This is a genomic window from Pantoea sp. SIMBA_079 (assembly GCF_046940275.1).
GTDB lineage: Bacteria > Pseudomonadota > Gammaproteobacteria > Enterobacterales > Enterobacteriaceae > Pantoea > Pantoea borealis.
Genome location: NZ_JAWRYR010000004.1, coordinates 267498 through 291508 on the forward strand (window position 1 = coordinate 267498; position 24011 = coordinate 291508).

25 protein-coding genes are annotated in these 24011 nt (G+C 55.4%); 14 read left to right on the plus strand and 11 right to left on the minus strand.

Annotated features, from left to right (window positions below; all coding sequences use genetic code 11):
* Window positions 1–97: 97 nt before the first annotated feature.
* The 3 genes from SB719_RS08700 to rimJ are packed head-to-tail and all read right to left on the minus strand — an operon-like array spanning window position 98 to window position 2266.
* Window positions 98–1018: a Gfo/Idh/MocA family protein gene (locus tag SB719_RS08700; RefSeq protein ID WP_065649613.1), complete on the minus strand. Its 921-nt coding sequence runs from the start codon at window positions 1016–1018 to the stop codon at window positions 98–100.
* A 1-nt stretch (window position 1019) separates the two neighbouring features.
* Window positions 1020–1655 (minus strand): DUF480 domain-containing protein, encoded by a 636-nt coding sequence (locus SB719_RS08705; RefSeq protein WP_304232453.1) that lies wholly within the window; start codon window positions 1653–1655, stop codon window positions 1020–1022.
* A 14-nt stretch (window positions 1656–1669) separates the two neighbouring features.
* Complete coding sequence (rimJ, locus tag SB719_RS08710) at window positions 1670–2266, minus strand: ribosomal protein S5-alanine N-acetyltransferase (protein ID WP_065649615.1); 597 nt, start codon at window positions 2264–2266, stop codon at window positions 1670–1672.
* A gap of 194 nt (window positions 2267–2460) precedes the next feature.
* Between rimJ and grxB the strand changes: the two genes are divergently transcribed.
* The 9 genes from grxB (at window position 2461) to SB719_RS08755 (ending at window position 8870) form a co-directional block, all read left to right on the plus strand.
* Window positions 2461–3108, plus strand: a complete 648-nt coding sequence (grxB, locus tag SB719_RS08715) for a glutaredoxin 2 (protein WP_292972107.1) — start codon at window positions 2461–2463, stop codon at window positions 3106–3108.
* A 108-nt stretch (window positions 3109–3216) separates the two neighbouring features.
* Window positions 3217–3780, plus strand: a complete 564-nt coding sequence (locus tag SB719_RS08720; RefSeq protein ID WP_304232446.1) for a lipoprotein — start codon at window positions 3217–3219, stop codon at window positions 3778–3780.
* A gap of 147 nt (window positions 3781–3927) precedes the next feature.
* Window positions 3928–4974: a dihydroorotase gene (pyrC, locus tag SB719_RS08725; protein ID WP_065649618.1), complete on the plus strand. Its 1047-nt coding sequence runs from the start codon at window positions 3928–3930 to the stop codon at window positions 4972–4974.
* 68 nt (window positions 4975–5042) lie between these two features.
* On the plus strand, window positions 5043–5288 hold the full coding sequence (dinI, locus tag SB719_RS08730; protein WP_065649619.1) for a DNA damage-inducible protein I: 246 nt from the start codon (window positions 5043–5045) through the stop codon (window positions 5286–5288).
* 142 nt (window positions 5289–5430) lie between these two features.
* A complete protein-coding gene (locus SB719_RS08735) occupies window positions 5431–5700 on the plus strand; it encodes a hypothetical protein (protein WP_065649620.1) in 270 nt (89 codons plus the stop codon).
* A 282-nt stretch (window positions 5701–5982) separates the two neighbouring features.
* Window positions 5983–6237, plus strand: coding sequence for a biofilm formation regulator BssS (gene bssS, locus SB719_RS08740; RefSeq protein ID WP_039383762.1), 255 nt, complete (start codon window positions 5983–5985; stop codon window positions 6235–6237).
* 106 nt (window positions 6238–6343) lie between these two features.
* Entirely contained in the window at window positions 6344–7459 is a 1116-nt protein-coding gene (solA, locus tag SB719_RS08745; protein ID WP_314688372.1) for an N-methyl-L-tryptophan oxidase, read from the plus strand.
* A gap of 263 nt (window positions 7460–7722) precedes the next feature.
* Window positions 7723–8298: a cytochrome b gene (locus tag SB719_RS08750; RefSeq protein ID WP_065649622.1), complete on the plus strand. Its 576-nt coding sequence runs from the start codon at window positions 7723–7725 to the stop codon at window positions 8296–8298.
* Window positions 8295–8870, plus strand: coding sequence for a YceI family protein (locus SB719_RS08755; RefSeq protein WP_292972124.1), 576 nt, complete (start codon window positions 8295–8297; stop codon window positions 8868–8870). Before SB719_RS08750 ends, SB719_RS08755 begins: the two co-directional genes overlap by 4 nt.
* Window positions 8871–8913: 43 nt before the next feature.
* Here SB719_RS08755 and SB719_RS08760 read toward each other — a convergent pair whose 3' ends face one another.
* The gene (locus tag SB719_RS08760; protein ID WP_412159138.1) at window positions 8914–9969 is read right to left on the minus strand and encodes a rhodanese-related sulfurtransferase; all 1056 of its coding nucleotides are present in this window, start codon (window positions 9967–9969) and stop codon (window positions 8914–8916) included.
* Between the two features lie 260 nt (window positions 9970–10229).
* On the opposite strand from SB719_RS08760, the gene SB719_RS08765 reads away from it, so the two are divergent.
* The 3 genes from SB719_RS08765 (at window position 10230) to SB719_RS08775 (ending at window position 12439) form a co-directional block, all read left to right on the plus strand.
* Entirely contained in the window at window positions 10230–11153 is a 924-nt protein-coding gene (locus SB719_RS08765) for a Kdo(2)-lipid IV(A) acyltransferase (RefSeq protein ID WP_065649625.1), read from the plus strand.
* A gap of 501 nt (window positions 11154–11654) precedes the next feature.
* On the plus strand, window positions 11655–11921 hold the full coding sequence (locus SB719_RS08770; RefSeq protein WP_065649626.1) for a hypothetical protein: 267 nt from the start codon (window positions 11655–11657) through the stop codon (window positions 11919–11921).
* A 119-nt stretch (window positions 11922–12040) separates the two neighbouring features.
* The gene (locus tag SB719_RS08775) at window positions 12041–12439 is read left to right on the plus strand and encodes a MysB family protein (RefSeq protein ID WP_065649627.1); all 399 of its coding nucleotides are present in this window, start codon (window positions 12041–12043) and stop codon (window positions 12437–12439) included.
* A 2-nt stretch (window positions 12440–12441) separates the two neighbouring features.
* On the opposite strand, the gene SB719_RS08780 is transcribed toward SB719_RS08775, so the two are convergent.
* From SB719_RS08780 to SB719_RS08790, 3 genes are all read right to left on the minus strand, one after another.
* Window positions 12442–12678 (minus strand): YceK/YidQ family lipoprotein, encoded by a 237-nt coding sequence (locus SB719_RS08780; RefSeq protein ID WP_065649628.1) that lies wholly within the window; start codon window positions 12676–12678, stop codon window positions 12442–12444.
* A 106-nt stretch (window positions 12679–12784) separates the two neighbouring features.
* Window positions 12785–15337: a glucans biosynthesis glucosyltransferase MdoH gene (gene mdoH, locus SB719_RS08785; protein WP_065649629.1), complete on the minus strand. Its 2553-nt coding sequence runs from the start codon at window positions 15335–15337 to the stop codon at window positions 12785–12787.
* A complete protein-coding gene (locus tag SB719_RS08790; protein ID WP_206099914.1) occupies window positions 15330–16865 on the minus strand; it encodes a glucan biosynthesis protein G in 1536 nt (511 codons plus the stop codon). Before SB719_RS08790 ends, mdoH begins: the two co-directional genes overlap by 8 nt.
* Before the next feature lie 278 nt (window positions 16866–17143).
* Here SB719_RS08790 and mdoC point away from each other — a divergent pair, with 278 nt between their 5' ends.
* Window positions 17144–18274: a glucans biosynthesis protein MdoC gene (gene mdoC / locus SB719_RS08795; protein ID WP_292972131.1), complete on the plus strand. Its 1131-nt coding sequence runs from the start codon at window positions 17144–17146 to the stop codon at window positions 18272–18274.
* Window positions 18275–18305: 31 nt separating this feature from the next.
* Here mdoC and SB719_RS08800 read toward each other — a convergent pair whose 3' ends face one another.
* Window positions 18306–19766 (minus strand): phospholipase D-like domain-containing protein, encoded by a 1461-nt coding sequence (locus SB719_RS08800; RefSeq protein ID WP_304232423.1) that lies wholly within the window; start codon window positions 19764–19766, stop codon window positions 18306–18308.
* 147 nt (window positions 19767–19913) lie between these two features.
* Here SB719_RS08800 and SB719_RS08805 point away from each other — a divergent pair, with 147 nt between their 5' ends.
* Complete coding sequence (locus SB719_RS08805) at window positions 19914–21056, plus strand: beta-glucosidase (RefSeq protein WP_293004624.1); 1143 nt, start codon at window positions 19914–19916, stop codon at window positions 21054–21056.
* On the opposite strand, the gene SB719_RS08810 is transcribed toward SB719_RS08805, so the two are convergent.
* From SB719_RS08810 to SB719_RS08820, 3 genes are all read right to left on the minus strand, one after another.
* A complete protein-coding gene (locus tag SB719_RS08810) occupies window positions 21044–21217 on the minus strand; it encodes a hypothetical protein (protein WP_167350679.1) in 174 nt (57 codons plus the stop codon). The genes SB719_RS08805 and SB719_RS08810 overlap by 13 nt on opposite strands.
* Window positions 21218–21543: 326 nt before the next feature.
* Window positions 21544–22917 carry an efflux transporter outer membrane subunit gene (locus tag SB719_RS08815; protein WP_412159139.1) on the minus strand — a complete coding sequence of 458 codons (1374 nt, stop codon included), beginning with the start codon at window positions 22915–22917 and terminating at the stop codon, window positions 21544–21546.
* The gene (locus SB719_RS08820; RefSeq protein ID WP_304232416.1) at window positions 22914–24005 is read right to left on the minus strand and encodes an HlyD family secretion protein; all 1092 of its coding nucleotides are present in this window, start codon (window positions 24003–24005) and stop codon (window positions 22914–22916) included. The genes SB719_RS08815 and SB719_RS08820 overlap by 4 nt, the downstream gene beginning before the upstream one ends.
* Between the last annotated feature and the right edge of the window lie 6 nt (window positions 24006–24011).

Here is a 24011-nt window from a genome sequence, read left to right on the forward strand (position 1 = left end):
AGTCGGGAAAAAGCGTCACACAGCACGGGCATCCGCGATGCCCGGCGTTAGTCTACTGAGGTCGCGGCAAATGACCAGCACGGAGTGTTACAAGGCGTTATTCCCGCTCCACCTCGCGGATCAGTTTTTCCGTGATACGCTGCGCCACCAGCGCCTGCTCGCCGCTGGTTTCAGGCATAGTCTGATTTTCCACACAGCGGATAAAGTGATGCGCCGCACCGGTAAAACCGCGCTGGGTCAGATGACTCTGCCACGCAGGCGGCACCTCGCGCAGCAGCCCGCGGCTGTTCTCCTGCTGCCAGTCGCGCATCTCCTCAATCTGGTAGTAATCTCCGTCACAGACCGCGGTGACCACCTCACGCTGCGTGCCGGCGCGCCGGTGCATACTGGTAGAAATCTGCAGCGCACCGGCGCTGAAATGGTGCTCTGCGTAGAGCAGAGCCCCCTCATCGGTGGTGCGGATATGGCCCTCACCCGGCTGCAGTTTGCCCCCGGCCAGCCACAGGGCGGTATCCACCACGTGCAGGTAATCATCCAGCAGCGTAAAGCGCACTCCCTGCGGCCCGACGCTATCCATACGATGCTTTTCGATCCGCAGCGAAGCGGCGCGCGGCATTTCCTGCTTCAGCTGCTGATAACGCGGGGCAAAGCGCCGGTTAAATGCCACCATGAGTTTGCGCTGGCGTTTTTCTGCCAGTGCAACCAGCGCTTCCGCCTGCTGCAGCGTCTCTGCCAGCGGTTTATCCACGCAGACATCTTTACCCGCCAGCAGCAGCGCCTGCACCACGTCAAAGTGCGAGGCGGTGCTGCTGTGGACAAACACGGCGTCGCAGGCCGCGGCCAGCGCGTCAAGCCGGTCAAAACAGGGAATGCGATAGCGGGCGCATAGCGCCTGCGCCTTAACCTGGTTGGGTGAAAACGCGCCCGCCAGCTGCCAGTTATCTGCCTGTGAGAGCACCGGCAGCCAGGCTTTCTGCGCAATCCCGCCTAACCCGGCAATACCAATTCGCAGCGTCATCTTAAGGCTCCTGTGCCAGCAGCTGAGTCAGCTGTATTTGTAGTTCGGCCACCTGCTGCTCCAGCACGGCAACGCGATCGCTGAGTTCCGCTTCGCCGGCGGCAGGTGCCGGAGAGAACGTCGCCTCCTCTGCGGCAAGCAGATGCCGGTAACGGCTTTCGCGACGGCCCGGCTCTCGCGCCATTTTCGCGACTACAGGCCCGTCCGTCCGGCTCAGCAGCCTCTCCAGCGTCTGCTCAACTTCATTGACATCGCTGAATTCATACAGCCTGCCGCTGCGGGTGCGCAGCTCGCCTGGCGTTTGCGCTCCGCGCAGCAGCAGCAGCGTCATTACGGCGACTTCGGCGGCGCTGAGTTGCAGATGGCCAAACGCAGAGTTACAGAAGCGCTGCGCATATTTGCTGACCCGCTGGCTGGCACCGCTGCTGGCGGTAACCAGATGCTTTTTAACCAGCTCATCCAGCTGTGTCTGCACCTCCTCTTCGCTGAGCGTCATAACCGGCTCACGATTTGATTTCTGATTACAGGCGGCCACCACGCCGTTCAGCGATAGCGGATAATATTCAGGCGTAGTGATCTGCTTTTCCAGCAGCGCACCCAGCACGCGCAGCGCCTGGGAAGAGAGCGCAATTTTCATAAGTCCGTTTCCTTTTAAAAGGGTGTGCGCTTATCCGGCGTCCACGCATGCCACGTCAGCGCGGTCAGTACGTGATCCTGCCAGCGGCCATCAATGAGCAGATAGTTTTTTGCATAGCCTTCCTGCTCAAAACCGAGACGCGCCAGCAGGTCACCGCTGCGCTGATTGTGGGGCATATAGTTAGCCATAATGCGGTGCATCCGTTGCTGTCGCTGCATATAGCGGATTGCCGACTGCAGCGCTTCAAACATCATGCCCTGCCCCTGCCACTTTTCGCCCAGCGAATAGCCGAGATAGCAGGCGTGAAAGGAGCCACGCAGAACATTGCTGAAATTTGCCACGCCGCGGATCTCATGTTCATCGGGATCCATCAGCACAAAATAGAAAGCGGAGCCCTGCTTATGCAGATCGCCAATCAGGCCCAGTCGCGCCTGCCAGCCGGAGGGGTAGCAGTGGCTGTCATCGCGCACCGGCTCCCACGGCTTGAGAAACGCGCGGTTTTCCGCGTAATAGTCTGCCAGCCGCCAGGCGTCACGTTCATGCACCAGACGCACCACCAGACGATCGGTTGTAAGCCGCACGCGCGGGCCTGCAGAGCGATAGCCAAACATCAAATCTCCTGAAATCCTTAGCGAAAGAGCGCGGAATGCCGCTGACATTTTCTTCACTATAACCGCCCCGCAGGCTGCGACACAACGTTGCTGAATAAGCGCGTGGTTTGCCCCTTCCACGGTTCTCTTCCATACTTCCGGCAGGATCGGAAAAAGGGTGAATACCTCACCCGGAAAACCACAGGAGAAACGGGATGAAACTTTACATCTACGATCACTGCCCCTTCTGCGTAAAAGCGCGCATGATTTTCGGCTTAAAGAATCTGCCGATAGAACTGGTGGTTATGCTGAATGATGACGAAGCGACGCCGGTAAAACTGATTGGCCAGAAAATGGCACCGGTATTACAAAAAGCAGACGGCAGCGCCATGCCGGAGAGTATGGAGATTGTGCACTGGGTAGACAGGCAGGATGGCGAACCGCTGCTGACCGGCAAAACTAATCCGGCCATCTCTGACTGGCTGCGCCACGTCAACAGCTATATCAACAAGCTTTTAATTCCCCGTATCGCCGACGCCGCGTTTGCCGAATTTGCCACTCCGGAGGCGCGACGCTATTTTCACGACAAAAAAGAGGCAAGCCTTGGTGATTTCACCGAGCTGCGCAAGCATGCCCCCGGCCTGATCAAAAAGATCAGTGACGATCTGCGCCAGCTGGATCGGCTGATCGTGAAGCCTAACGCCGTTAACGGTGAGCTCTCAGAGGATGATATTCACCTGTTCCCGCTGCTGCGCTCGCTGACGCTGGTATCAGGCATCGACTGGCCAAGCCGTGTCACCGATTACCGCGATAACATGGCGAAACAGACGCAGGTCAATCTGCTCTCTTCTATTGCCGCCTGAATGCTAAACAGAGAGAAACCCGGCCCCGGGTTTCTCATCTTATCTGATGACACCTCGCGCCGATTCAGGCAGGCTTAGCGCTGTTTGCCACACCGGAATGAGGATCCAATGAAAAAGAAATTCTGTGGAATCGCGGCGCTGCTTGGCATGCTGCTGCTCAGCGGCTGTAATCAGCTGACGCAATACACCATCACGGAACAGGAAGTGAATCAGGCGCTGCAAAAGCGCAACAATTTTGAAAAAGAGATTGGCGTCTCCGGCCTTATCAATGCGCATATCGTGCTTAGCGATCTCAGCAGCGAAATCGGGCGTGAAGAACCTGATCGCATAACCCTTTCCGGTAAAGCGAAAATTGATGTGACCTCACTGTTTGGTCCGCAGCAGGCTGAGATGCTGCTGAAAATGAAGGCGCAGCCGGTTTATAACGCACAGGAAGGTGCTATCTACCTGCACAACCTCTCGATTGTTGATGCACAGGTGGTGCCGGAAAAAATGGCGTCGATTGTAAAAACACTGACGCCCTACCTTAATCAGTCTCTGCAGCACTATTTCAACGAGCGTCCGGCCTATCTGCTGAGCGCGGACCGCAGTAAAGGCGAAGCGCTGGCGAAAAAGCTGGCGAAAGGACTGGAAGTCAAACCGGGCCAGCTGGTGATCCCTTTTACCGACTGATGTAATCCCATGCGGCCAGCGTTTGCCTGGCCGCCTGCATCACCGCTCTCCGGCGATAAAAAGCCGTGCAAACGGTTGCCTGCCCGCTTAAGATATCGCCCCGGCCTGAATGCGCCATTCTGTTTTCACTTAAGCCGGAGCCTGACCATGACCTCTCAACCACAGCACATCACTATTCGCCGCCCTGATGACTGGCATATTCACCTGCGCGACGGCGTGATGCTTGAAAGCGTTCTGCCCTATACCAGCGCTGTAAATGGCCGGGCAATTGTCATGCCTAATCTGGTGCCGCCGGTTACCAGCGTGGCGGCGGCCAGCGCATATCGCGCGCGCATTCTTGCCGCCCTGCCCGCCGCGCACAACTTTACGCCACTGATGACCTGCTATCTGACCGATTCACTCGATCCGGATGAAATTGAAGCGGGTTTTCGCGCCGGCGTATTTACGGCTGCTAAGCTCTATCCGGCGCATGCCACCACTAACTCAAGCCACGGCGTAACGAATACCGCAGCGATTGCCAGCGTGCTGGAACGCATGCAGGAGATAGGCATGCCGATGCTGGTGCATGGCGAAGTCACTGATTCCCACATTGATATTTTTGATCGCGAAGCGCGCTTTATTGAAACCGTGCTGCATCCGCTGCGCCAGCAGTTTCCCGGCCTGAAAGTGGTCATGGAGCACATCACCACAAAAGAGGCGGCTGACTATGTGGCTGACGGTAACGCGCTGCTGGCAGCCACCATTACCCCGCAGCATCTGATGTTCAACCGTAACCATATGCTGGTGGGCGGGATCCGGCCTCACCTCTACTGCCTGCCTGTTCTGAAGCGCAATACGCACCAGCAGGCGCTGCGTCAGCTGGTAGCCAGCGGCCATCCGCGCGTTTTTCTCGGCACGGATACTGCGCCCCATCTGCGGCATGCCAAAGAAGCAAGCTGCGGCTGTGCAGGCGTCTTCAATGCGCCGACCTCTCTGCCCGCTTACCTTACCGTGTTTGAAGAGCTCAACGCACTGCACCACTTTGAAGCGTTCTGCTCAGAAAATGGTCCGAATTTTTATGGACTGCCGCTTAACGAGGAAACGCTGACGCTGGTCCGCGAGCCCTGGCAGGTTGCTGAAAGCGTCACCGCAGGCGACGATACGCTGGTGCCCTTCCTCGCGGGTGAAACGCTTAACTGGCGCATCAAAGAATAAGCGATTACTGCTTGCCTTCGGCATGACTATACTGTACAAATAACCAGTATATTAAACCGGAGGCGTCTATGCGTATCGATATTACCGTAGCGAAAAATCGCCCGCTGCCTGCAGGTGCCCTGGATGCGCTTGGCGCAGAGCTTTCACGTCGTATTGCGCAGGATTTCCCGGAGGGCGAACATCACGTTAATGTGCGTTATGCCACCGGTAACCAGCTGAGCGTAACCGGCGGCTGTAAAACCTCGCGCGATCGCATTACCGATATTTTACAGGAAACCTGGGAAAGCGCCGACGACTGGTTTACGCACGATTAACCGCCAATGTGCCGTTTTTGCCGGGTTTCGCCCCGGCTTTTTTTGTTTCATTTTCCCTCGCCAGAAAAACAGCCGCCATCTAGACTCAGGTTTACCGATCCCCTATTCTTGCCTCGCCATGCTTACAGGAGGTGTTTGACAGATGATCACAGATAAACCCGAAGAGGCGATGACCTTTGGCGAACTGCTGGCGCTCATTGGCGAGCAGCAGCGCCGTTTAACCGTACTTGAAAGTGCCTTTACCAGCCTGACGCTCTCGCTTGACGCGTCCGCTGTCCAGCAACTTGCACAGAACCTGACGCTTGAAGCGCAAAACCAGCAACACGATGCGTCGCTGCAGCAGCAATTCTTCCGCATGGCGGAAACACTCCGGCAGCGCACAGTTCCGCTTTCTGCTGAAGCACAGCCCTGATATAACAGGACAGCGTCCGGCATGTTACGCTAAAGTTTCGGCCATTTTTGCCGATAAAACAGATAACGTGCCGGACCGGCTGCATCAGTCATAATAAGTAAACCCGCCGTCTGACGGCGCTTTTACAGCATTTTCTGGTGCTTTTCGCAGTTATATAGCTGCATTTCCATACTGTTCGCCTGTCTGACCGCTATTTCATGTTATAATTAGCTCGCTAGTGCATGTAGCAGCCGCATTGAACCTCAAGAAGCACTTCGTTTAACGAGTAATAAGGAGGTTATAATGGACAGTAATAAAGACGTCATCCAGACTCATCCCCTGATTGGATGGGACATCAGCACCGTAGACAGCTATGACGCCATGATGATACGCCTGCACTCGCTCTCCTCGCAGGATCAAAAAGAAGAAGAAGCTGACGTCGGTTTGACCTACTGGTTAACCACTGACGTTGCCAGACAGTTTATTTCTATACTGGAAGCTGGCATCGCTAAAATAGAATCTACTGAGCAAAACCTGCGCGATAGTCGCAAGCACTGATTATCCTGTTGCGCGAAAAAGGCACCCGTCGGGTGCCTTTTTCATATCGCTCCCGCTTTTGGTATGCTGTTGAAAAATTTCGCCGTTTTGCAGGAGTGTTCGTGTCATGGTTTACGATCTGATTATCGTGGGCAGTGGTTCAGTCGGGGCCGCTGCGGGTTTCTACGCTACGCAGGCTGGCTTATCAGTGCTAATGATCGACAGCGCTCATCCCCCTCATCAGCAGGGAACACACCACGGAGAGACCCGACTGATTCGCCATGCCTATGGTGAAGGAGAGCGTTATGTGCCGCTGATATTGCGGGCCCAGTCGCTGTGGGATGCGCTGGAACAGCAGAGCGGCGAGCGTATCATGCATCGCAGCGGTATCCTCAACCTCGCACCCGTTAACTCACCCTTTATTCAGAATGTTATTCACAGCGCAAAAACCTGGCAGCTGGATGTTCAGCTGCTGCAGGCAGATGAGGTACGACAGCGCTGGCCACAGTTTACCGTGCCGGATGACTATATCGGGGTCTTTGAGCCGGCGTCGGGCTATCTGAAATGTGAAGAAGCGGTGCGCAGCTGGATAAAACTGGCTGAACAGGCTGGCTGTGCCCAGCTGTTCAATTGTCCGGTCAGCGATATCGGCCGCGACGGTGAACTGCAGCAGGTCACCACGCTTGATGGGATTTATCGCGCGCGCAAGCTGCTGGTCAGCGCCGGTACCTGGGTCAGCGAGCTGATAGCCGATCTGCCGGTTACACCAGTACGCAAAGTGTTTGCCTGGCATCAGGCTGACGGCCGCTACAGTGAAAACAATCAGTTTCCTGGCTTTGCCGTTGAGATGCCGGATGGCAGTCAGTTTTACGGATTCCCGGCGGATAATAACGCGCTTAAAGTGGGACGACACGATGGAGGTCAGGTCATGCAGCGCCCGCAGGATCGCAAACCTTTTGGGGCTATTGCCTCAGATGGCAGCGAAGCATTTGGTTTTCTGCGGCAGTTTTTGCCTGGCGTTGGCGTCTGTTTACACGGCGAAGCGTGCAGTTATGACAACACTCCCGATGAAGATTTTATCATCGATACCCTGCCGGATGACCCTGATCGCTTAATCATTACCGGCCTCAGCGGTCATGGCTTTAAATTTGCCAGCGTTCTGGGAGAACTCGCCAGCGAATTTGCTCAGGATAAACCCTTTAGCTTTGATCTTACGCCCTTTTCTCTGCGTCGCTTTTCATAATGTTCAGGCTGGCAGCGTCACTGCCAGCCCTCCCTTTACATTTGTTTACGCCTGATGCGCATTAATGACTCATCACGTGTAGCAATGATATTTATTCCCTGGACGCTGATAACTTTCAGTCAATATTACTGAAGCAGTAGCGCTCTGCTATTTTAATATTTTGATAGCGTCCTGCTTTTTTTATAGAAAAGTAAGGCATATTGCTTTTAGTTAACAAATTAAGGATGCTTGCAGCACTTATTTCATGGACAGGAATAAAAGTTATGTGGCGCAATACGGCAGATCGCTTCGGTCTGCTCTCTATTATTATTCACTGGAGTATGGCGGTCGCCCTCTACGCGATGTTTGCCCTGGGATTATGGATGACAGGGCTGGGCTATTATGACAGCTGGTACCATACTGCGCCGGACATTCATAAAAGCGTCGGAATAATACTGTTCATCCTGCTGCTGGTGCGCCTGCTCTGGCGCTGGCATTCCCCTGTACCGGCCCCACTTACCAGCTATTCTGTCGCGGTACGCCGTACCGCCCGTGGGGCGCATGCCCTGCTTTATCTGCTGTTGCTTCTGCTGCTTGTTAGCGGCTATCTGATTTCTACTGCTGACGGCAAACCCGTCTCTGTGTTTGGCTGGTTTAGCCTGCCTGTCCTCGCTGCTGGCGGGCCACAGCAGGCAGACCTGGCCGGCACGCTGCATTTATGGCTGGCCTGGAGCCTGGTTCTGCTTTCAGCGCTGCATGCCCTGGGTGCGGTTAAGCATCATATTATCGATCGGGACGCGACGCTCAGGCGCATGCTCGGTTTACGCTCACGTTTACTCTCTCAAAAGGATGTCTCATGATCAGGAAAACATTTCTGGCCGTCAGTGCCGCCGCGCTGTTTGCCACCAGCCTCCACGCCAGCGCCGCAGAGTATAAAATTGATAAAGAGGGGCAGCATGCGTTTGTACAGTTTCGCATTCAGCACCTCGGTTACAGCTGGTTATATGGCACATTCAAAGATTTCGACGGCGGATTCACGTTTGATGAGGCTAATCCGTCTGCCGATAAAGTGACTGTCACGATCGATACCGGAAGTCTGGATACCAACCATGCCGAGCGCGACAAGCACCTGCGCAGCGCGGACTTCCTTAACAGCAGTAAATATCCTCAGGCGACATTTACTTCTACTGAGATTAAAAAAGAGGGCGAGCGTTATAAAGTCACCGGCGATCTGACGCTGAACGGCGTAACAAAACCGGTTACGCTGGATGCGCGCCTGATGGGTGAAGGGAAAGATCCCTGGGGTGGTTACCGGGCAGGTTTTGAAGCCAGCGGTGAAGTGGTCCTGAAAGAGTTTAATATCAGCAAGGATCTTGGCCCTGCTTCACAGAAGGCTGAGCTGATTATCTCTGTAGAGGGAGTACGTCAGTAAGCTGCAAGCCGCCTGAGATGACTCTCTCAGGCGGCGCCTGCCATTATGACTTATCGGGTGCAGGGATAGTCATGGTCATATTCAGCAGACCACGCGATTTGTTAAACACCTTATTGCCGTTTTCGCGTCCGGCACGCCGTGCGCGCTGCTCTTCAGGCGACAGTTTTGCTTCTTCCATGCAGATTGGGCTACAGCAATTCTGGTATTTTTCAGCGCAGGCGGGACACTGAATAAACAGCAGATGGCAGCCATCATTAACACAGTTAGTATGGCTGTCGCACGGTGTACCGCACTGGTGGCAGCTGGAAAGGATATCATCAGAAATACGCTCGCCCATACGCTCATCAAAGACAAAATTTTTGCCTTTGAAACGTACCGGTAATCCCTGCTCGCGCGCACGACGCGTATATTCAATGATGCCGCCTTCAATGTGATAGACATCATCAAAACCGTTATGCTTCATCCAGGCACTCGCTTTTTCACAGCGAATACCGCCGGTGCAGTACATCACAATTTTTTTATCTTTCTTATCCTGCAGCATATCAACCGCCATAGGCAGCTGATCGCGGAAAGTATCCGCAGGCACTTCCAGCGCATTGTCAAAATGGCCCACTTCAAACTCATAGTGGTTACGCATGTCGACAAACACGGCATCAGGATCGTCCAGCATCGCATTCACGTCTGCTGCTTTCAGATAGCTGCCTACATCGCTGGCATCAAAAGTGCCATCGTCGATGCCATCGGCAACAATACGGTCGCGCACTTTCAGGCGCAGCACCCAGAATGATTTACCGTCATCATCCAGTGCAATATTCATGCGCAGATTATTCAGCGCCGGTTCAAAAGCGTACAGCATCGCTTTCATCGCTTCATATTTCCCGGCCGGCACGCTGATCTGCGCGTTAATTCCTTCCCGGGCCACATAGACACGACCAAATACGCTGAGCGCCGTCAGCGCAATATAGAGGCGATCGCGGAACGCCTTAGGATCGTTGATCTGGAAATATTTATAAAAAGAGACTGTCGTACGCGGCTCGGTTTCCGCCAGCATGCGATCTTTCAGCTCTTTATTGGAAACGAGGTTATGTAACACTGGCATGGTGAACACCTGTTAGCAATGAGAGAATTTCAGGGCGCACATGATACCTGAATTCACAGCTGTGCCTAGTCCCCGGACCAAATTGACGGGACGCATTTGTACTGGCTCTCTCTGCTGAACTGTCTGTTATTCCGGCAAACGCCAGCCTGACAGCCGCTGTGAACGCGGTGTGATTACAGTTAACGACAAAAAATGGCATAATTGCGTTATATAACAGAAACCGGACTCTCTGGTACAGAACGCAGGATACTGATTCTTCCATGACCCAACTTCCGCAATTTACCCGTGAACTGCTTCATCCGCGCTACTGGCTCACCTGGCTGGGCATTGGATTTTTATACGTGCTGGTCTTACTTCCCTACCCGCTTTTGTATGCATTTGGCTGCAGTCTGGGACGTATTGCTATGCGTTTTATGAAACGACGCACAGAGGTTGCCCGACGCAATCTGGCGCTCTGCTTTCCTGATATGCCCGCCAGCGACCGCGAGGCGATGGTTAAACACAACTTTGAATCAGTGGGAATGGGGCTGATTGAAACCGGTATGGCCTGGTTCTGGCCCGACTGGCGTATTCGCAAATGGGTTAAGCCGGAAGGACTGGAGAATGTGACGCAGGCGCTGGCAGAAAAGCGCGGAATTCTGCTGATCGGCATGCATTTTCTGACCCTTGAGCTGGGGGCTCGCGTGTTTGGCATGTACAACCCGGGTATTGGTGTTTATCGTCCGAACGATAACCGACTGCTTGACTGGCTGCAGACCTGGGGCCGGATGCGCTCCAATAAAAGTATGCTGGATCGCAAAGATCTCAAAGGCATGATCCGGGCGCTCAAAAATAATGACATCATCTGGTACGCGCCGGATCACGATTACGGCCCGCGCAGCAGCGTGTTTGCGCCTTTCTTTGCCGTCAAAGAGGCCGCCACAACGACCGGAACCCATATGCTGATTCGCCTGGCTAATCCCAGCGTGGTGCCTTTCCTGGCGCGTCGTCTGCCGGACGGACGCGGCTACGAGCTGAAACTGATGCCGGATATTCGCCATCAGTTCTCACTGGAGAGTGAGCTGGATACGGCAACGGTAATGAACCGCGTGGTTGAAGAGACCGTGTTGCTCGCGCCTGAGCAATATATGTGGCTGCACCGCCGCTTTAAAACCCGCCCGGAAGGCCAGCCGTCGCGTTACTGAAGCAGCATAGCGTTCAGGCTATCAGCCCTGTCTCTGATAGCCTGAACCGCACCTGATATGTCCAACAGATCCAGCGTTATATCCGGTTTTGTCTTAAAAGCATTAACTCCGGTTACAGGTCACGTGGCCGAACCGGGCTGCTTTAACGCGCCTTACCAGCCAGGCTCCCGCCCCATCTCTGGTTTCTGCGCCAGACTTATCAATTAAAAGAGTGCAATCTGGTCCTGATCATCTATAATTCCAGGCCTAATCCTATTTATTTTTTTCAAAATCGTTTGACTTACTTATCAATGCAGAAAAATTGACTTATTTTACAATGCGTTGTCGATAAAACAGGCTGCTTATTCCATATCATTACTTTAAAAAGATTTTTAATTACTTTATTACACTGGTTCACTCTGCTGATTCCGGTTAATTTCGTTTGCAACAGTTAACCAATTAACTGTTCTCAGAAAAATAAAAAAGATTACACACAGCAAATCTCATGCAGGACAAAATAATATGAACAAAGGTCATTATTATTACGTTACGATCGGTACCGATCAGGAAGGCTATCATCTGCTGCATCGCAAAGAGTGCAAACGGATGCCGCTTAAAGAAGATATGGTGTTTATCGGCACCCTTTATAATCTGAATCAGGCGCTGGCCACCGCGCGTATTAACTTCAAGAAAGTGAAACCGTGTATCAAATGCTGTATTCGTTACTCTGCACCGGTGATGCGCGAAACTGTCCGGCCGGTCCTGCACTTCCCGCAAAAAATGCTCTGATGCGTACGGGCAGGTGATTTTTCCCTCACCTGCCCGTACTGCTCGCCTCCCTGACTGCGTTCTGCAAATTTTCGTCTATCCTTCTGTAAAATCCCCTTTTTACAGTCAAGGAGTCATTGATGGATCTGTTCAGCACCTTAGAAGAAGCAATTGAAGCCGCACGCGAAGAGTTTATGACCAGCCAGCAGGGTGTGTCTGAAGAGGATGTCAACGTCAGCCAGTTTGGTCTGCAGAAATATGTTATGCAGGATGGCGACATCATGTGGCAGGCAGAGTTCTTTGCAAACGAAGATGAACAGGGTGACTGCCTGCCGCTGCTGAGTGGTGAAGCAGCACAGGCGGTATTTGACGGCAATTTTGATGAAATTGAGATGCGTCAGGAGTGGCAGTCTGAAAACACCCTGCACGAGTGGGATGATGGTGAATTTCAGCTGGCACCACAGCGCGATCTCGAAGAGGGCGAAGTGGCCGCAGAAGAGTGGGAAGACGACAACACGGATTCAGATAATCTGGCGTAATCTCACTCATAAGGCCCATGCTGCGCGTCAACCGGCAACAGCAGCGTGTCCACTATCAGCGACAGCGGCAGATCGAGAATGGTGACGATGCGCCACGGGCCGTCGCGGACATCCCACTGCACGCCGGGATAATAGTGGTTGCCGTGCCCCTGTCCGGGCACGGTACGGCTGATGATGCTGCCGCACCCGCTCAGTATCAGCACACTGCCTGAGAGTACGACTGCCAGAACGCTTTTCACATCGCTTATCCTCACTGATTGAACTGCCACTATACCTGCCCTGCCCGGCTTTAGCACCGGCAATAAAAAAGCGGCATGGCTGCCGCTTTTCTTATTTTACTGCTGTTCAGACACGCGGTGGCAGTGCCTGCGGATTCAGCGTCAGCTTCTGATAACTCTCCAGCCACTGATGATACTTATCCGCGTTTTCCCACAGCCGGGTATGCACACGCGCCAGAACCACAGGATCGCTAATCAGCTGCAAACGCTGTTCACGATTCAGTTTTTCCGGTGCATCGCTCAGCGCCTGATCCACGTGCCGATCGCGCGCGTGATCCAGCAGCGTACTCTGTTTATGACGCGACGTGGCCAGCGCGGTCGCCAGCGCATTGAACGCCGGGTTAAACAGCGCATGCATAAAGCCATGCTTCAGCGCCCGCTCGCGGTTGATCTGCAGATAGTGGTCTGTATCAACCAGCTCTTTTGGCGGCTCATACTCTTCCGGGATCAGGAACAGTTTCGCACGCCGGCTTTTCAGCCCCACGGTTGCACGACTCGACATCACTGAAACAAACGGCGACAGGATCAGCGAGAAGACAATCGGTGCCAGCCACCACAGGAAGTTAAGGTCCAGCACGCCCATGCCTGCGGCCCAGACAATGCCAAGCAGCATCTGCGAGCCGTGGCGGCGAAACGCTTCACTCCAGGGAGTGGCATCATCATCACGCTGCGGCGAATTCCAGACCACTTCCCAGCCCAGGAACGCGCTGACCACAAACACGGTGTGGAACAGCATACGCACCGGCGCCAGCAGCACCGAGAACAGCATTTCCAGCATCAGCGAAATGAACAGACGCAGCGCGCCGCCATAAGCCTTAGCTCCTTTGCACCAGATTAGCACCACGCTCAGCAGCTTTGGCAGGAACAGCAGCACCAGCGTGGTGGAAAAGAGCGCAATGGCCAGATCGGGACGCCATTGCGGCCAGACCGGGAAGAGCTGACGAGGTTGCAGGAAGTAGGTCGGCTCCATCAGGGTATGGACCACCTGCAGGGCGGTGGAAAGCGCAAGGAACATAAACCAGAGCGGCGCTGAAAGATAAGACATCACGCCGGTCAGGAAGACGGCACGGTGCACCGGGTGCATACCTTTGACCAGGAACAGACGGAAGTTCATCAGGTTACCGTGACACCAGCGACGGTCGCGCTTCAGCTCATCCAGCAGGTTAGGCGGCAGCTCTTCATAAGAACCCGGCAGATCGTAAGCGATCCAGACGCCCCAGCCGGCACGGCGCATCAGCGCAGCTTCAACAAAGTCATGCGACAGAATTGATCCGGCAAATGAGCCTTCGCCCGGCAGCGGCGCCAGCGCACAGTGCTCAATAAAGGGCTGCACGCGAATAATGGCGTTATGCCCCCAGTAGTGCGATTCGCCCAGCTGCCAGAAGTGCAGCCCTGCGGTAAACAGTGGCCCGTAAACGCGGGTGGCAAACTGCTGGCAGCGCGCATAGAGCGTATCCATACCCGATGCTTTTGGCGAAGACTGGATAATCCCGGCATTCGGGTTCGCTTCCATCATGCGCACAAGACCGGTCAGACACTCACCGCTCATTACGCTGTCAGCATCCAGCACCACCATGTAGCTGTAGTTGCTGCCCCAGCGGCGACAGAAGTCATCGATGTTACCGCTTTTACGCTTCACGCGGCGGCGGCGGCGACGATAAAAAATCTTGCCCGCTCCGCCCACGTCGCGAACCAGCTCCATCCACGCTTTTTGCTCGGCAATCGCAATATCCGCATCGTAGCTGTCGCTGAGAATGTAAACATCAAAATGCTCAGCATTCCCGGTGCGCTTTACCGATTCCCAGGTCGCGCGCAGTCCGGCAAAGACACGCTCCACATCCTCGTTACAGATAGGCATGATAAGCGCGGTACGGTGCGCAGGATCCAGCGGCTCATCACCCGTGGTGGAGTAAGAGATACTGTATTTATCGCGTCCGATCAGCAGCTGCAGGAAGCCCATCAGCGCTGTCCAGAAGCCGGCTGATACCCAGCAGAACAGAATCGCAAACAGAAACAGAATACCGGTTTGCAGAATATAAGGCAGGACCAGCTTAACCGACTCGACCCAGTTCTGCTGAAACTGCCCGACAGGATCGAGCAGGGTCCAGCCCTGATAAGGCAGAATGGTTTTCATATACCAGGTCGCCACCACGGTCTGCGCGATGGTCAGGATCAGCAGCGTATAGCGGCGCATTGAACCGACATGACGCCACTTATCCTCAGCGCGCTGCTCTTCCGCCGTGGCGTAACGCGGGTGCGTTTTCTGCCCGCGCAGAGAGTTCCATGCGCGCGCCAGCGGATTGGTACGCCAGGCTTCCGGGAACATCAGCGAGCGCTTAACCGGCGGCATCGCTTTTAACGTCGTGCGATCGAGATAATCTTTACTGAACTGCTGGCCATCCGCAACCGCATCCGGCCACGTCATCGCTATGCGTGATGAAACGGACTTCAGCGGTGCGTCGTCAGGCCGGTCGCTGGCGGCATTATCCTGCCCCAGCACTGTGTGAATAGCGTGGAAAGCGGGCGCATTTTGCAGCGATGTGCTGAGTCGCGCGCGACCTGCCGCATCAAGCGGCAGCGCCTCCACATAAGATTGAGGTAAAAAAGTCGATTTATTCATTGGCAGGTAACTGATAGCTCCAGGTTTCCGTCAATGTCTTGTCACCGCTTACCAGCGCGGCGCGCATTTCGGTTGATTGCTTGCTGTCTTTCACGCGCAGACGCAGCACCAGACGCCAGCCTTTGGTCACCGGATTGTAGCGTACGCTCTGCTCAACCACTTCGGCGTTATCACCAACGCTGACCTGCGGCGCGACCTGCGTATCCTCCGGCAGCATGCTCATCGCTTTACCGGTGAAATCAACGGTAAAGGCGATAGAACCGTCAGGCTGGCGAACCAGATTAGACTGTTTCACATCACCCGCAGAACGCAGAGTATCTTTAACCCAGGCAACGTCATCCTGGTGCAGCTGGTTTTCATCACGGGTGAAGTGCAGACGATAGTTGAAATGCATCTCTTTGCCCGCGTCAGGCAGTTTTTCTGGTGTCCAGAAGGCAACGATGTTGTCATTGGTCTCATCTGCGGTCGGGATCTCAACCAGCTCAACGCGACCTTTACCCCAGTCACCCTGCGGTTCAACCCAGGCGCTTGGGCGCATGTCATAGCGATCGTCCAGATCCTGGTAGTGGCTGAAATCGCGTCCGCGCTGCAGCAGACCAAAACCTTTCGGGTTTTCAATGGTAAACGTGCTGACCGCCAGATGACGTGGATTGTTCAGCGGACGCCAGATCCACTCGCCGTTTCCGGCGTGAATCGAGAGACCACTGGAGTCGTGCAGCTCCTGACGGAAGTTGCTGACCGGGGAAGGCTGATTCGCACCAAACAGGAACATACTGGTCAGCGGTGCCACGCCCAGTTTACCCACGTTGTCGCGCAGATAGACTTTAGACTGCACATCGACCACCGAGGCTTTGCCTGGTTTCAGTACAAAACGGTACGCGCCCGCAGCGCGAGGTGAATCAAGCAGTGCGTAAATGACCAGCTGCTTCGCCTGAGGTTTCGGGCGTTCGATCCAGAACTCTTTAAAGCGCGGGAACTCTTCGCCAGAGGGCAGCGCGGTGTCAATCGCCAGACCGCGCGCTGAAAGACCATATACCTGGTCTTGCCCGATTACGCGGAAGTAGCTGGCACCAAGGAAGCTGCTGATCTCATCCTGCTTGCCTTTGTTATTCAGCGGATAGAGCACCTTGAATCCGGCAAAGCCGAGATTTTTTACTGCGTCAGCGTCATGTTTGACGTTGCCGAAATTGAAATAGGCCGGATCGTATTTGATTTCACGCACCGAGGAGGCAGTGACTTCATTGATCTTCACCGGTGTGTCGAAATACATCCCCTGATGGTAAAACTCGAGCTTAAACGGCGTACGCAGTTTGCCCCAGTATGCCTTGTCGTGGTTAAACTGGATCTGCTGATAATCCGCAAATTTCATTTCACGAAATTGAGAGGGTAAATTACTTTTTGGCGCTTCAAAACCTTTGTCTGCCAGTGCCTTAGCCTGTTTTGCCACATCATCAATGTTAAACGCCCAGCTATTATTTGCGTACAGCGCCAGCAGTACTGCTGCGCTGGTCCAGCGCATCTTCACCAGCCCGCTATTATTTTTCACTTTATTTAGCACATCCCCCCCCTTTCGTGTGCTCAGATCAAACCCACTCATCTTAATGGATTATTCGGTTTTCCGACAGCTTATGTAAAACATTGTTCCGCGCAGCGCCAAGCCTCCAGAGCACTTTTCGGAATATTAAACCCGGCGGTTTAAGAAACAGAATCAACTGATAGTATAGGCTGTTAACCGGCAACAGAATGTTCTGCTGCACGATCTGGTTTCAGGGTGAAACCAGCCTGTATAGGATGAACCGGAAGCTTATGAGCGCTGTAAAACCTGAACGCGAATATTTTCTCGACTCGATTCGAGCTTACCTGATGCTACTGGGGGTGCCGTTTCACGTCTCGCTGATCTACTCGACACAGCGCTGGTCCGTAAACAGTCAGGATGCCACGCTGTGGCTGACCCTTTTCAACGATTTCATCCATGCATTTCGCATGCAGGTGTTTTTTGTTATCTCCGGCTATTTTTCCTACATGCTTTACCTGCGCTATCAGCCGGCTCGCTGGCTCAGGGTCAGGCTGGAACGCGTGGGTATTCCGCTGCTCGCGGCTGTGCCGCTGATTACGCTGCCGCAGTTCTTCTTACTGAAATATCTCACTCATAAACTTGATGGCTGGGATCGCTTTTCAGCGTATGACAAATATAACGCCCTGGTATGGGATCTGATCTCGCACCTCTGGTTTCTGCTGGTGCTGGTGATCCTGACGGCGCTGGGGATGCTGACGTTTCGCTGGCTGCACAACCAGCGAAGCACGCGTGACTATCAGCAGACCGGCTGGGGCAGCGTGACGCTGGCACTGCTGGGCTATGCGTTACTGTGGTGCGTACTGCGCCGCACGCTGCTGCTGCTGACGCCGGGCATCATGATGGATGGACTCTTTACTATTGCGGTCATGCAGACGCTGACGTATCTGCCGTTCTTTATGCTGGGCGCGCTGAGCTGGAAACATCCGCCGCTGAAGGCGCTGTTTGTGCGGTTCAACCCGCTGGTCTGCTTTGGCACCGTGCCGGTCTTTATCGCCTATTACCTGAACCAGCGTTATGGCAACGGCGACGGCTGGCTTTATGAGACCGATATGCTGCTCTCAACGCTGATGGGCGTATGCATGCTGAATGTCTGCTATAGCGTCGGGCACCGCCTGCTGAACAGCCACTCTCCCCGCATCGTTTATCTGGTAAACGCCTCGTTGTTTATCTATCTCGTCCATCATCCGCTTACCATTCTGTATGGGATATATGTGACGCCACACATCAGCAATAATACGCTGGGTTTCTTTGCCGGGCTGATAACGGTATTTGCGGCAGCCTTTGCGCTGTATGAAATCCACCTGCGTATTCCGCTGCTGCGCTTTCTGTTTTCCGGTAAAAAAGCCGCGCAGAAAGGATGATGCTGCACCGGCGGCGCGTCTCAGCGCGTCGCTACAGCAGCCACTCTACCGGCAGCCGCCACACCAGCCGCACCAGCAGTCGCTGCAGCAGCGTCGACTGCGGTTCATGTTTATGTACCACTTCTGCGCCCTGCTCATCCTGTTCTATCCAGTTAACGCGGCCCCACTTGTCCAGCCGCAGCGTCCAGGCACGATGTTGCATGCCGCGACTGAAGCGCTGATGCGTCTGGCGCGCCAGGGTTTCGCTCTCAATCACCAGTCCCATTTCGGTGTTGAGTACCGCTGAGCGGGGATCAAAATTAAAAGAGCCCACAAACACTTTGCGTTGATCAACGGTGAACGTTTTCGCATGCAGGCTGGAGCCAGAGTTACCCGTCAGTCCGCGATCGTGCGGCGGGTCGCCGGCGTGTGCCTGAGGTTTCAGCTCATACAGCGCAATACCATGGCGCAGCAGCTTTTTTCGCCAGCGTGCATATCCGGCATGCACCACGGTGACATCATTAGCGGCCAGTGAGTTTGTCAGCACGGCGATACGTACGCCGCGCCGGCGTAGTGACAATAGCTGTGCGACTCCGGCGCGGGTCGGTACAAAATAGGCTGAGATAATATCGAACTGCTGCTGCGGCGTGCCAATTACCTCCAGCATCCGCTGCGGCAGCAGGCTGCTACGCCTGGCTTTGCCCAGCCCTTTTCGCGGGTCGTCGCTTAGCAGGCGTGCCTGTGCCCAGGTCATCTCCAGCGCGCCCTGCTCCAGCTGGCTGACAAAGGTAGAGTGGTCAAGGCGTGCCAGATAACGCTGCACTGCCTCACTCTGCTGCCATTCCGGCGGCAGGCGCACCGCTTCGGCCTCATCGCTGCGTACGTCCACTACGCTGCGTAACGGCGATACCGCCTGACTATGCCAGTAGCGCTCAAAATCCGCTGTGACCTCATCGACAACCGGCCCGATGGCCAGCACGTCGAGGTCGGTAAACAGCGGCTCATTGCCGGTGCCAAAGTATTCATCACCAACGTTGCGCCCTCCCACCAGCGTTGCGGCGCCATCAACCGTGAGACTTTTGTTGTGCATACGGCGATTCAGGCGGGCGAAGTCAGTCAGGTAGCCCAGCGCACGGAGCGTGCGGAAGGAAAACGGGTTAAACAGCCTTACTGCAATATTCGGATGACGATCCAGTTCCGCCAGCGTGTTATCCAGCCCTGGCGTATTATTATCATCCAGCAGTAAGCGCACCCTGATGCCGCGTCCGGCAGCATCCAGCAGCGCGCTGAACAGCAGGCGGCCGGACATGTCGTTATGCCAGATGTAATACTGCACATCGATAGTGTGTCGCGCCATGCTCATCAGCAGGTAACGCGCTGCAAACGCGTCCAATCCATCGTTAAGCGGATGGATGCCGCTCAGACCGGGATGCTGTGCGCACTGCTGCGCCACGCTTTGCCGTAACTCACCGCCCGCGGCCAACTGGCCGGGCAGCGCTGCTGCTTCGCTCATACTGGATCCCTGAATACGTAATCACGCTTACTATTAGCATTGTCGCTGTGGCAGGCAACCTGCACGGCTGATCGGCAGAGCCGGCTGCTAATTTAGTCTAGACTTAGCCCGTGGTTCTGCATCAGGCGTTTACCTGAGGAGTGAAATATGACCGCGTTACTGCCTCGTTATCAACCCCGGCTTTTTCGCAGTTTTTTTCAGGGCAGCTTTCCCTGCTCTACCGCCTGCCGCAGCGGTGGCCGCCGTCTGGATATGGTTGTCAGTAGCGGACACGATATGCTGCTGGACAAAGACTACGCCGCGCTGGCGCGGGAAGGCCTGCACACGGCACGTGATGGTGCGCGCTGGCATCTGATTGAAGCCACGCCTGGCCAGTACGACTGGCGCTCCTTTCTGCCGATGATCCACGCGGCCGCACGCCATAATATGCAGATTATCTGGGAACTGGCTCACTTTGGTTATCCGGCACATCTCGATATCTGGAAACCGGCGTTTGTTGAACACTTTGCCCGCTATGCACGCGCTATGGCACAGCTGATGCGCGATGAGGGCGTAGAGCAGCCTTTTTTTACCCCGATCAATCAAATCTCATTCTGGGCCTGGGCCGGTGCGGATGTTTCATGGCTCGATCCTTATGCCAGCGAGCGCGGACGCGATCTGAAGCGTCAGCTGGTGCGCGCCTCTCTGGCGGCCATGCACGCGATCCGCGACGTCTATCCTGAAGCACGCTTTGTGCTGACCGATCCGCTGGTACAAATCGCCGCAGATGCGGGTAAGCCAGAGAGTGCAGAGCATGCTGCCCGACAGCATGAGATGCAGTTTGAAGCGTGGGACTGGCTGGCAGGACGCGCTGAACCCGGACTCGGCGGACAGACGGACTTTCTCGATATACTGGGCCTGAACTACTATCCCGACAATCACTGGTTCTGGTCAGGTGATACTCTGCCCCCCGACCATCCGCAGCGTCAGCCTCTGCATCAGCTGCTGCTGGCGTGCTGGCAGCGTTATCAGCGTCCGCTGCTGCTGGCGGAAACGGGGGCTGAAGGCGAGGCGCGTGCGCCCTGGCTGCGGCACGTCAGTGCTGAAGCGCGGCTGGCACTGGCGCAGGGCGTTGCGCTGGAGGGAATTTCACTCTATCCCGTGGTGGAGTATCCGGCCTGGGCAGATGATCGCCGTTCGCCCGGCGCCCTGTTCGGGCTTGGCGATCCCAACGGTAACCGCACTCTCCATGAGGGACTGGCACTGGAGTTGCGCAGTCAGCAAATCAAATGGCAGCGTCAGGAGTGCTGAGCACGATGAGGCCCCGGCGCACAGGTTTTTGCGTCCTGCAGCGGGTCGACAGGGCGGCGTACATCGGTAAGCCAGGCCATGGTAACCAGAAAGATCACGCCAATCAGACAGGCGCAGAGTAAGCCGATAATAGCGATCAGTTTATCGTCGCGGGCGTCCATTTAGCACTCCTTGCGGGCGTTGCAGCTGCATTGCAGGCGTTAGCTCATCCACAGAGTGAGCATCAGGACGAAGATTATAAGCGTTACCGAAGTGACCGCAAGAACCACAATGGCGAAGTGGGCATCGTCAAGCGGCTGACGATGAGACTCGTCGTGATCGTCAGGTGGAGCCGGCAAACTCATGGAAACTCAATAGCATAAGCAGGATAAAGGCGGAATTGCGCATTGAGTGTAATGGAAAGTGATAAAGATTTCACGACTATTTCCCCGCGAAACAGATACCGTGCGTGACTTTATCACTCTCCCGTTACTGCTAAAATCCCGCCTCAGGCAGCGTGCCAGCCGCCACCCAGCGCCCGATAGAGATCGATCTGTGCCTGCAGCAGATTGTTTTTCACTGAAACAATATTCAGTTGCGTGGTAAACAGCGTACGCTGCGCATCAAGCTCATCAAGATAAGAGGCATAACCATTCTGATAACGATTACGGGCAATCCGATACGCTTCCGCCACAAACTCCTCCTGTTTTTGCAGTTCTGCCAGCTGTTCCTGATTACGGCGAATCGCATCCAGCGCGTCATCTGTTTCTGAGAAAGCGTTACGAACCGTTTTTTCATAGCTGTAGAGCGCCTGATTACGCGTCGCCATCTGCACATCAACCTGTGCCGTCAGCGCTTCGCGATTAAGCAAAGGCGCAAGGATGCTGCCACCCAGACTCCAGAGACGAAACGGATTATCCAGTAATGTATGCAGCTCACTGCTCTGCAGCGTGCCGCTGGCGGTGAGGTTAAGTGAAGGCAGCAGTCTGGCGCGTGCGGACGCCAGAGAGGCATCTGCCGCCAGCAGCGCACGCTGCGCCTGAATGATATCGGGACGCCGGTTCAGCAGCTGCGAGGGCAGCAGCGCGGGCAGCTTATGCGGCCGGATGTTATCAAAGCGATGACTGCGTGCGATCTCACGCGGGTTCATGCCCGCCAGGACGCTTAATGCGTTCTCCTGCTGTGCAATCTGATGCTGCAGCTGCGGAATTTGCGCGCTGGCCGTCTGGTACTCTGACTCCGCCTGCATCCACTCCAGTCGTGACGTGTAGCCGGTTTCAAACTGGCGTCGGGCAAGCTGGCGGGAGTTTTCGCGGGTTGCCAGCGTCGCCTGAGTCACGCGCAGCTGCTCATCCAGGGCGGCGAGCGTGACATAACCTGATGCCACTGAGCTGGCCACCGTAAGCTCAGCCGCCGCCGCCGCCGCGCGCTGCGCCTCCAGCGTAGCCGCCGCCGCGCGTATGCTGTTACTGCGGCTGCCCCAAAGATCGACCTCATAATTAGCCTGAAGCAACCCCTGAAATATGGCGCTTTCATTAGGCTGGCCGGTTGCTGCCGAGAGCGAACGCTGTCGGCTGGCGGCCACCCCGGCCGAGATCACCGGAAAGTTATCGCCCTGCGCCGCGCGCACCTGTGCCCGATACTGATCGACACGCGACCGGGCAAGAAGAATATCGCTGTTATGTTCCAGCGCCTGACTGACCAGACGATTCAGATCGCTGTCGCCAAAAGTACGCCACCACGCGGCTTCCGGGGGTGCCTGTGGCCCGGTCCGATCACGCCACTGCGCCGGGATCGGAAGCGATGCCGGGGCTTTTTCCACTTCAGTAGCACAACCGCTGAGCAGCAGTAGCGCAAGTGAGAGAGTTAACAGCGGCTTCACGGCGTCTCCTTCACCGGTTCTGCGGCAGTATCGATGCTGACCTCCACTGACATGCCCGGGCGCAGCAGCTGCTGCTCCTCTGCATCAATGCTGATCCGTACCGGAATACGTTGCGCAATCTTCACAAAGTTTCCGGTGGCGTTGTCAGGTGAGATGGCGCTGAATTCTGAGCCAGCCGCAGGGGAAATGAACTCCACCCTGCCGCTGAAGCGCCGGCCATTAAGCGCATCGACGCTAAACGTCACCGGTAAGCCCGGGCGAATATGCGCCAGCTGCGTCTCTTTAAAATTGGCAATCACCCACTTTTTATCCGGCACCACCGAGGTGAGACGCGTACCGGCGGTAACATAGGTTCCTTTGCGCACAGAGAGCTGTCCCAGCTGACCGCTGTCAGGCGCCACAATGCGGGTGTTGGCAAGGTCGATATTCGCCAGCTCCAGCGCCGCGCGGGCGTTAGTCACATCCGCTTCAAGCGAAGCACGATTCACCACCACCGTTTGCAGATTCTGTTGCGCCACGGCAACCTGCGCTTCGGCCTGTCGCATCTGCGCCTGCGCCTGCGCATCAGCTGCACGTGAGGCGTCACGCTCGCGCACCGAAAGCGACCCATCCGACGCCAGATTTTCTACCCGTTTTAAGTCAAGCCCGCTTTTCTGCCGCTGTGCCCGGGCATTTTCCAGCGCGGCTTTGTTACTGAGAATGGTCGCTTCAGCACTTTTCCGCTGCTGCTGATTATTCTTCAGTGCCGCCACTTTCATCTCCAGCTGCGCCTGTGCCTGATGCACACGCTGACGATAAATACGATCGTCAATGGTCATCAGTAGCTCACCCCGGCTCACCGGCTGCAGATCCACGACCTCAACACCGGTCAGATAGCCGCTGACCTGCGGACTGATAAAGGTGATCTGGCCGCGTACATAAGCGTTTTCGGTGGTCTGCACGCTGCTGGTAAACGGCCAGAGCTGCCACGCATAAAGAATTACCAGCACACCCACAATCACAATGCCCGCGCCGGCAGCGATAGAAAGCGTGCGGCGGCGATGCGTGCGTTCGCGCTCAGCTACCTGCAGATCATCCTGTTGACTCATCTTTTC

What these genes read in the sequence shown, in the direction of transcription:
- pyrC (WP_065649618.1), top strand. Translation starts at nt 3,928, where the DNA reads ATGACCTCTCAACCACAGCACATCACTATTCGCCGCCCTGATGACTGG.
- SB719_RS08770 (WP_065649626.1), top strand. Translation starts at nt 11,655, where the DNA reads ATGAACAAAGGTCATTATTATTACGTTACGATCGGTACCGATCAGGAA.
- SB719_RS08755 (WP_292972124.1), top strand. Translation starts at nt 8,295, where the DNA reads ATGATCAGGAAAACATTTCTGGCCGTCAGTGCCGCCGCGCTGTTTGCC.
- SB719_RS08800 (WP_304232423.1), bottom strand. Translation starts at nt 19,766, where the DNA reads ATGAGCGAAGCAGCAGCGCTGCCCGGCCAGTTGGCCGCGGGCGGTGAG.
- SB719_RS08700 (WP_065649613.1), bottom strand. Translation starts at nt 1,018, where the DNA reads ATGACGCTGCGAATTGGTATTGCCGGGTTAGGCGGGATTGCGCAGAAA.
- dinI (WP_065649619.1), top strand. Translation starts at nt 5,043, where the DNA reads ATGCGTATCGATATTACCGTAGCGAAAAATCGCCCGCTGCCTGCAGGT.
- SB719_RS08760 (WP_412159138.1), bottom strand. Translation starts at nt 9,969, where the DNA reads ATGCCAGTGTTACATAACCTCGTTTCCAATAAAGAGCTGAAAGATCGC.
- bssS (WP_039383762.1), top strand. Translation starts at nt 5,983, where the DNA reads ATGGACAGTAATAAAGACGTCATCCAGACTCATCCCCTGATTGGATGG.
- SB719_RS08750 (WP_065649622.1), top strand. Translation starts at nt 7,723, where the DNA reads ATGTGGCGCAATACGGCAGATCGCTTCGGTCTGCTCTCTATTATTATT.
- SB719_RS08735 (WP_065649620.1), top strand. Translation starts at nt 5,431, where the DNA reads ATGATCACAGATAAACCCGAAGAGGCGATGACCTTTGGCGAACTGCTG.
- SB719_RS08720 (WP_304232446.1), top strand. Translation starts at nt 3,217, where the DNA reads ATGAAAAAGAAATTCTGTGGAATCGCGGCGCTGCTTGGCATGCTGCTG.
- rimJ (WP_065649615.1), bottom strand. Translation starts at nt 2,266, where the DNA reads ATGTTTGGCTATCGCTCTGCAGGCCCGCGCGTGCGGCTTACAACCGAT.
- mdoH (WP_065649629.1), bottom strand. Translation starts at nt 15,337, where the DNA reads ATGAATAAATCGACTTTTTTACCTCAATCTTATGTGGAGGCGCTGCCG.
- mdoC (WP_292972131.1), top strand. Translation starts at nt 17,144, where the DNA reads ATGAGCGCTGTAAAACCTGAACGCGAATATTTTCTCGACTCGATTCGA.
- SB719_RS08805 (WP_293004624.1), top strand. Translation starts at nt 19,914, where the DNA reads ATGACCGCGTTACTGCCTCGTTATCAACCCCGGCTTTTTCGCAGTTTT.
- SB719_RS08810 (WP_167350679.1), bottom strand. Translation starts at nt 21,217, where the DNA reads ATGGACGCCCGCGACGATAAACTGATCGCTATTATCGGCTTACTCTGC.
- grxB (WP_292972107.1), top strand. Translation starts at nt 2,461, where the DNA reads ATGAAACTTTACATCTACGATCACTGCCCCTTCTGCGTAAAAGCGCGC.
- SB719_RS08765 (WP_065649625.1), top strand. Translation starts at nt 10,230, where the DNA reads ATGACCCAACTTCCGCAATTTACCCGTGAACTGCTTCATCCGCGCTAC.
- SB719_RS08820 (WP_304232416.1), bottom strand. Translation starts at nt 24,005, where the DNA reads ATGAGTCAACAGGATGATCTGCAGGTAGCTGAGCGCGAACGCACGCAT.
- solA (WP_314688372.1), top strand. Translation starts at nt 6,344, where the DNA reads ATGGTTTACGATCTGATTATCGTGGGCAGTGGTTCAGTCGGGGCCGCT.
- SB719_RS08775 (WP_065649627.1), top strand. Translation starts at nt 12,041, where the DNA reads ATGGATCTGTTCAGCACCTTAGAAGAAGCAATTGAAGCCGCACGCGAA.
- SB719_RS08705 (WP_304232453.1), bottom strand. Translation starts at nt 1,655, where the DNA reads ATGAAAATTGCGCTCTCTTCCCAGGCGCTGCGCGTGCTGGGTGCGCTG.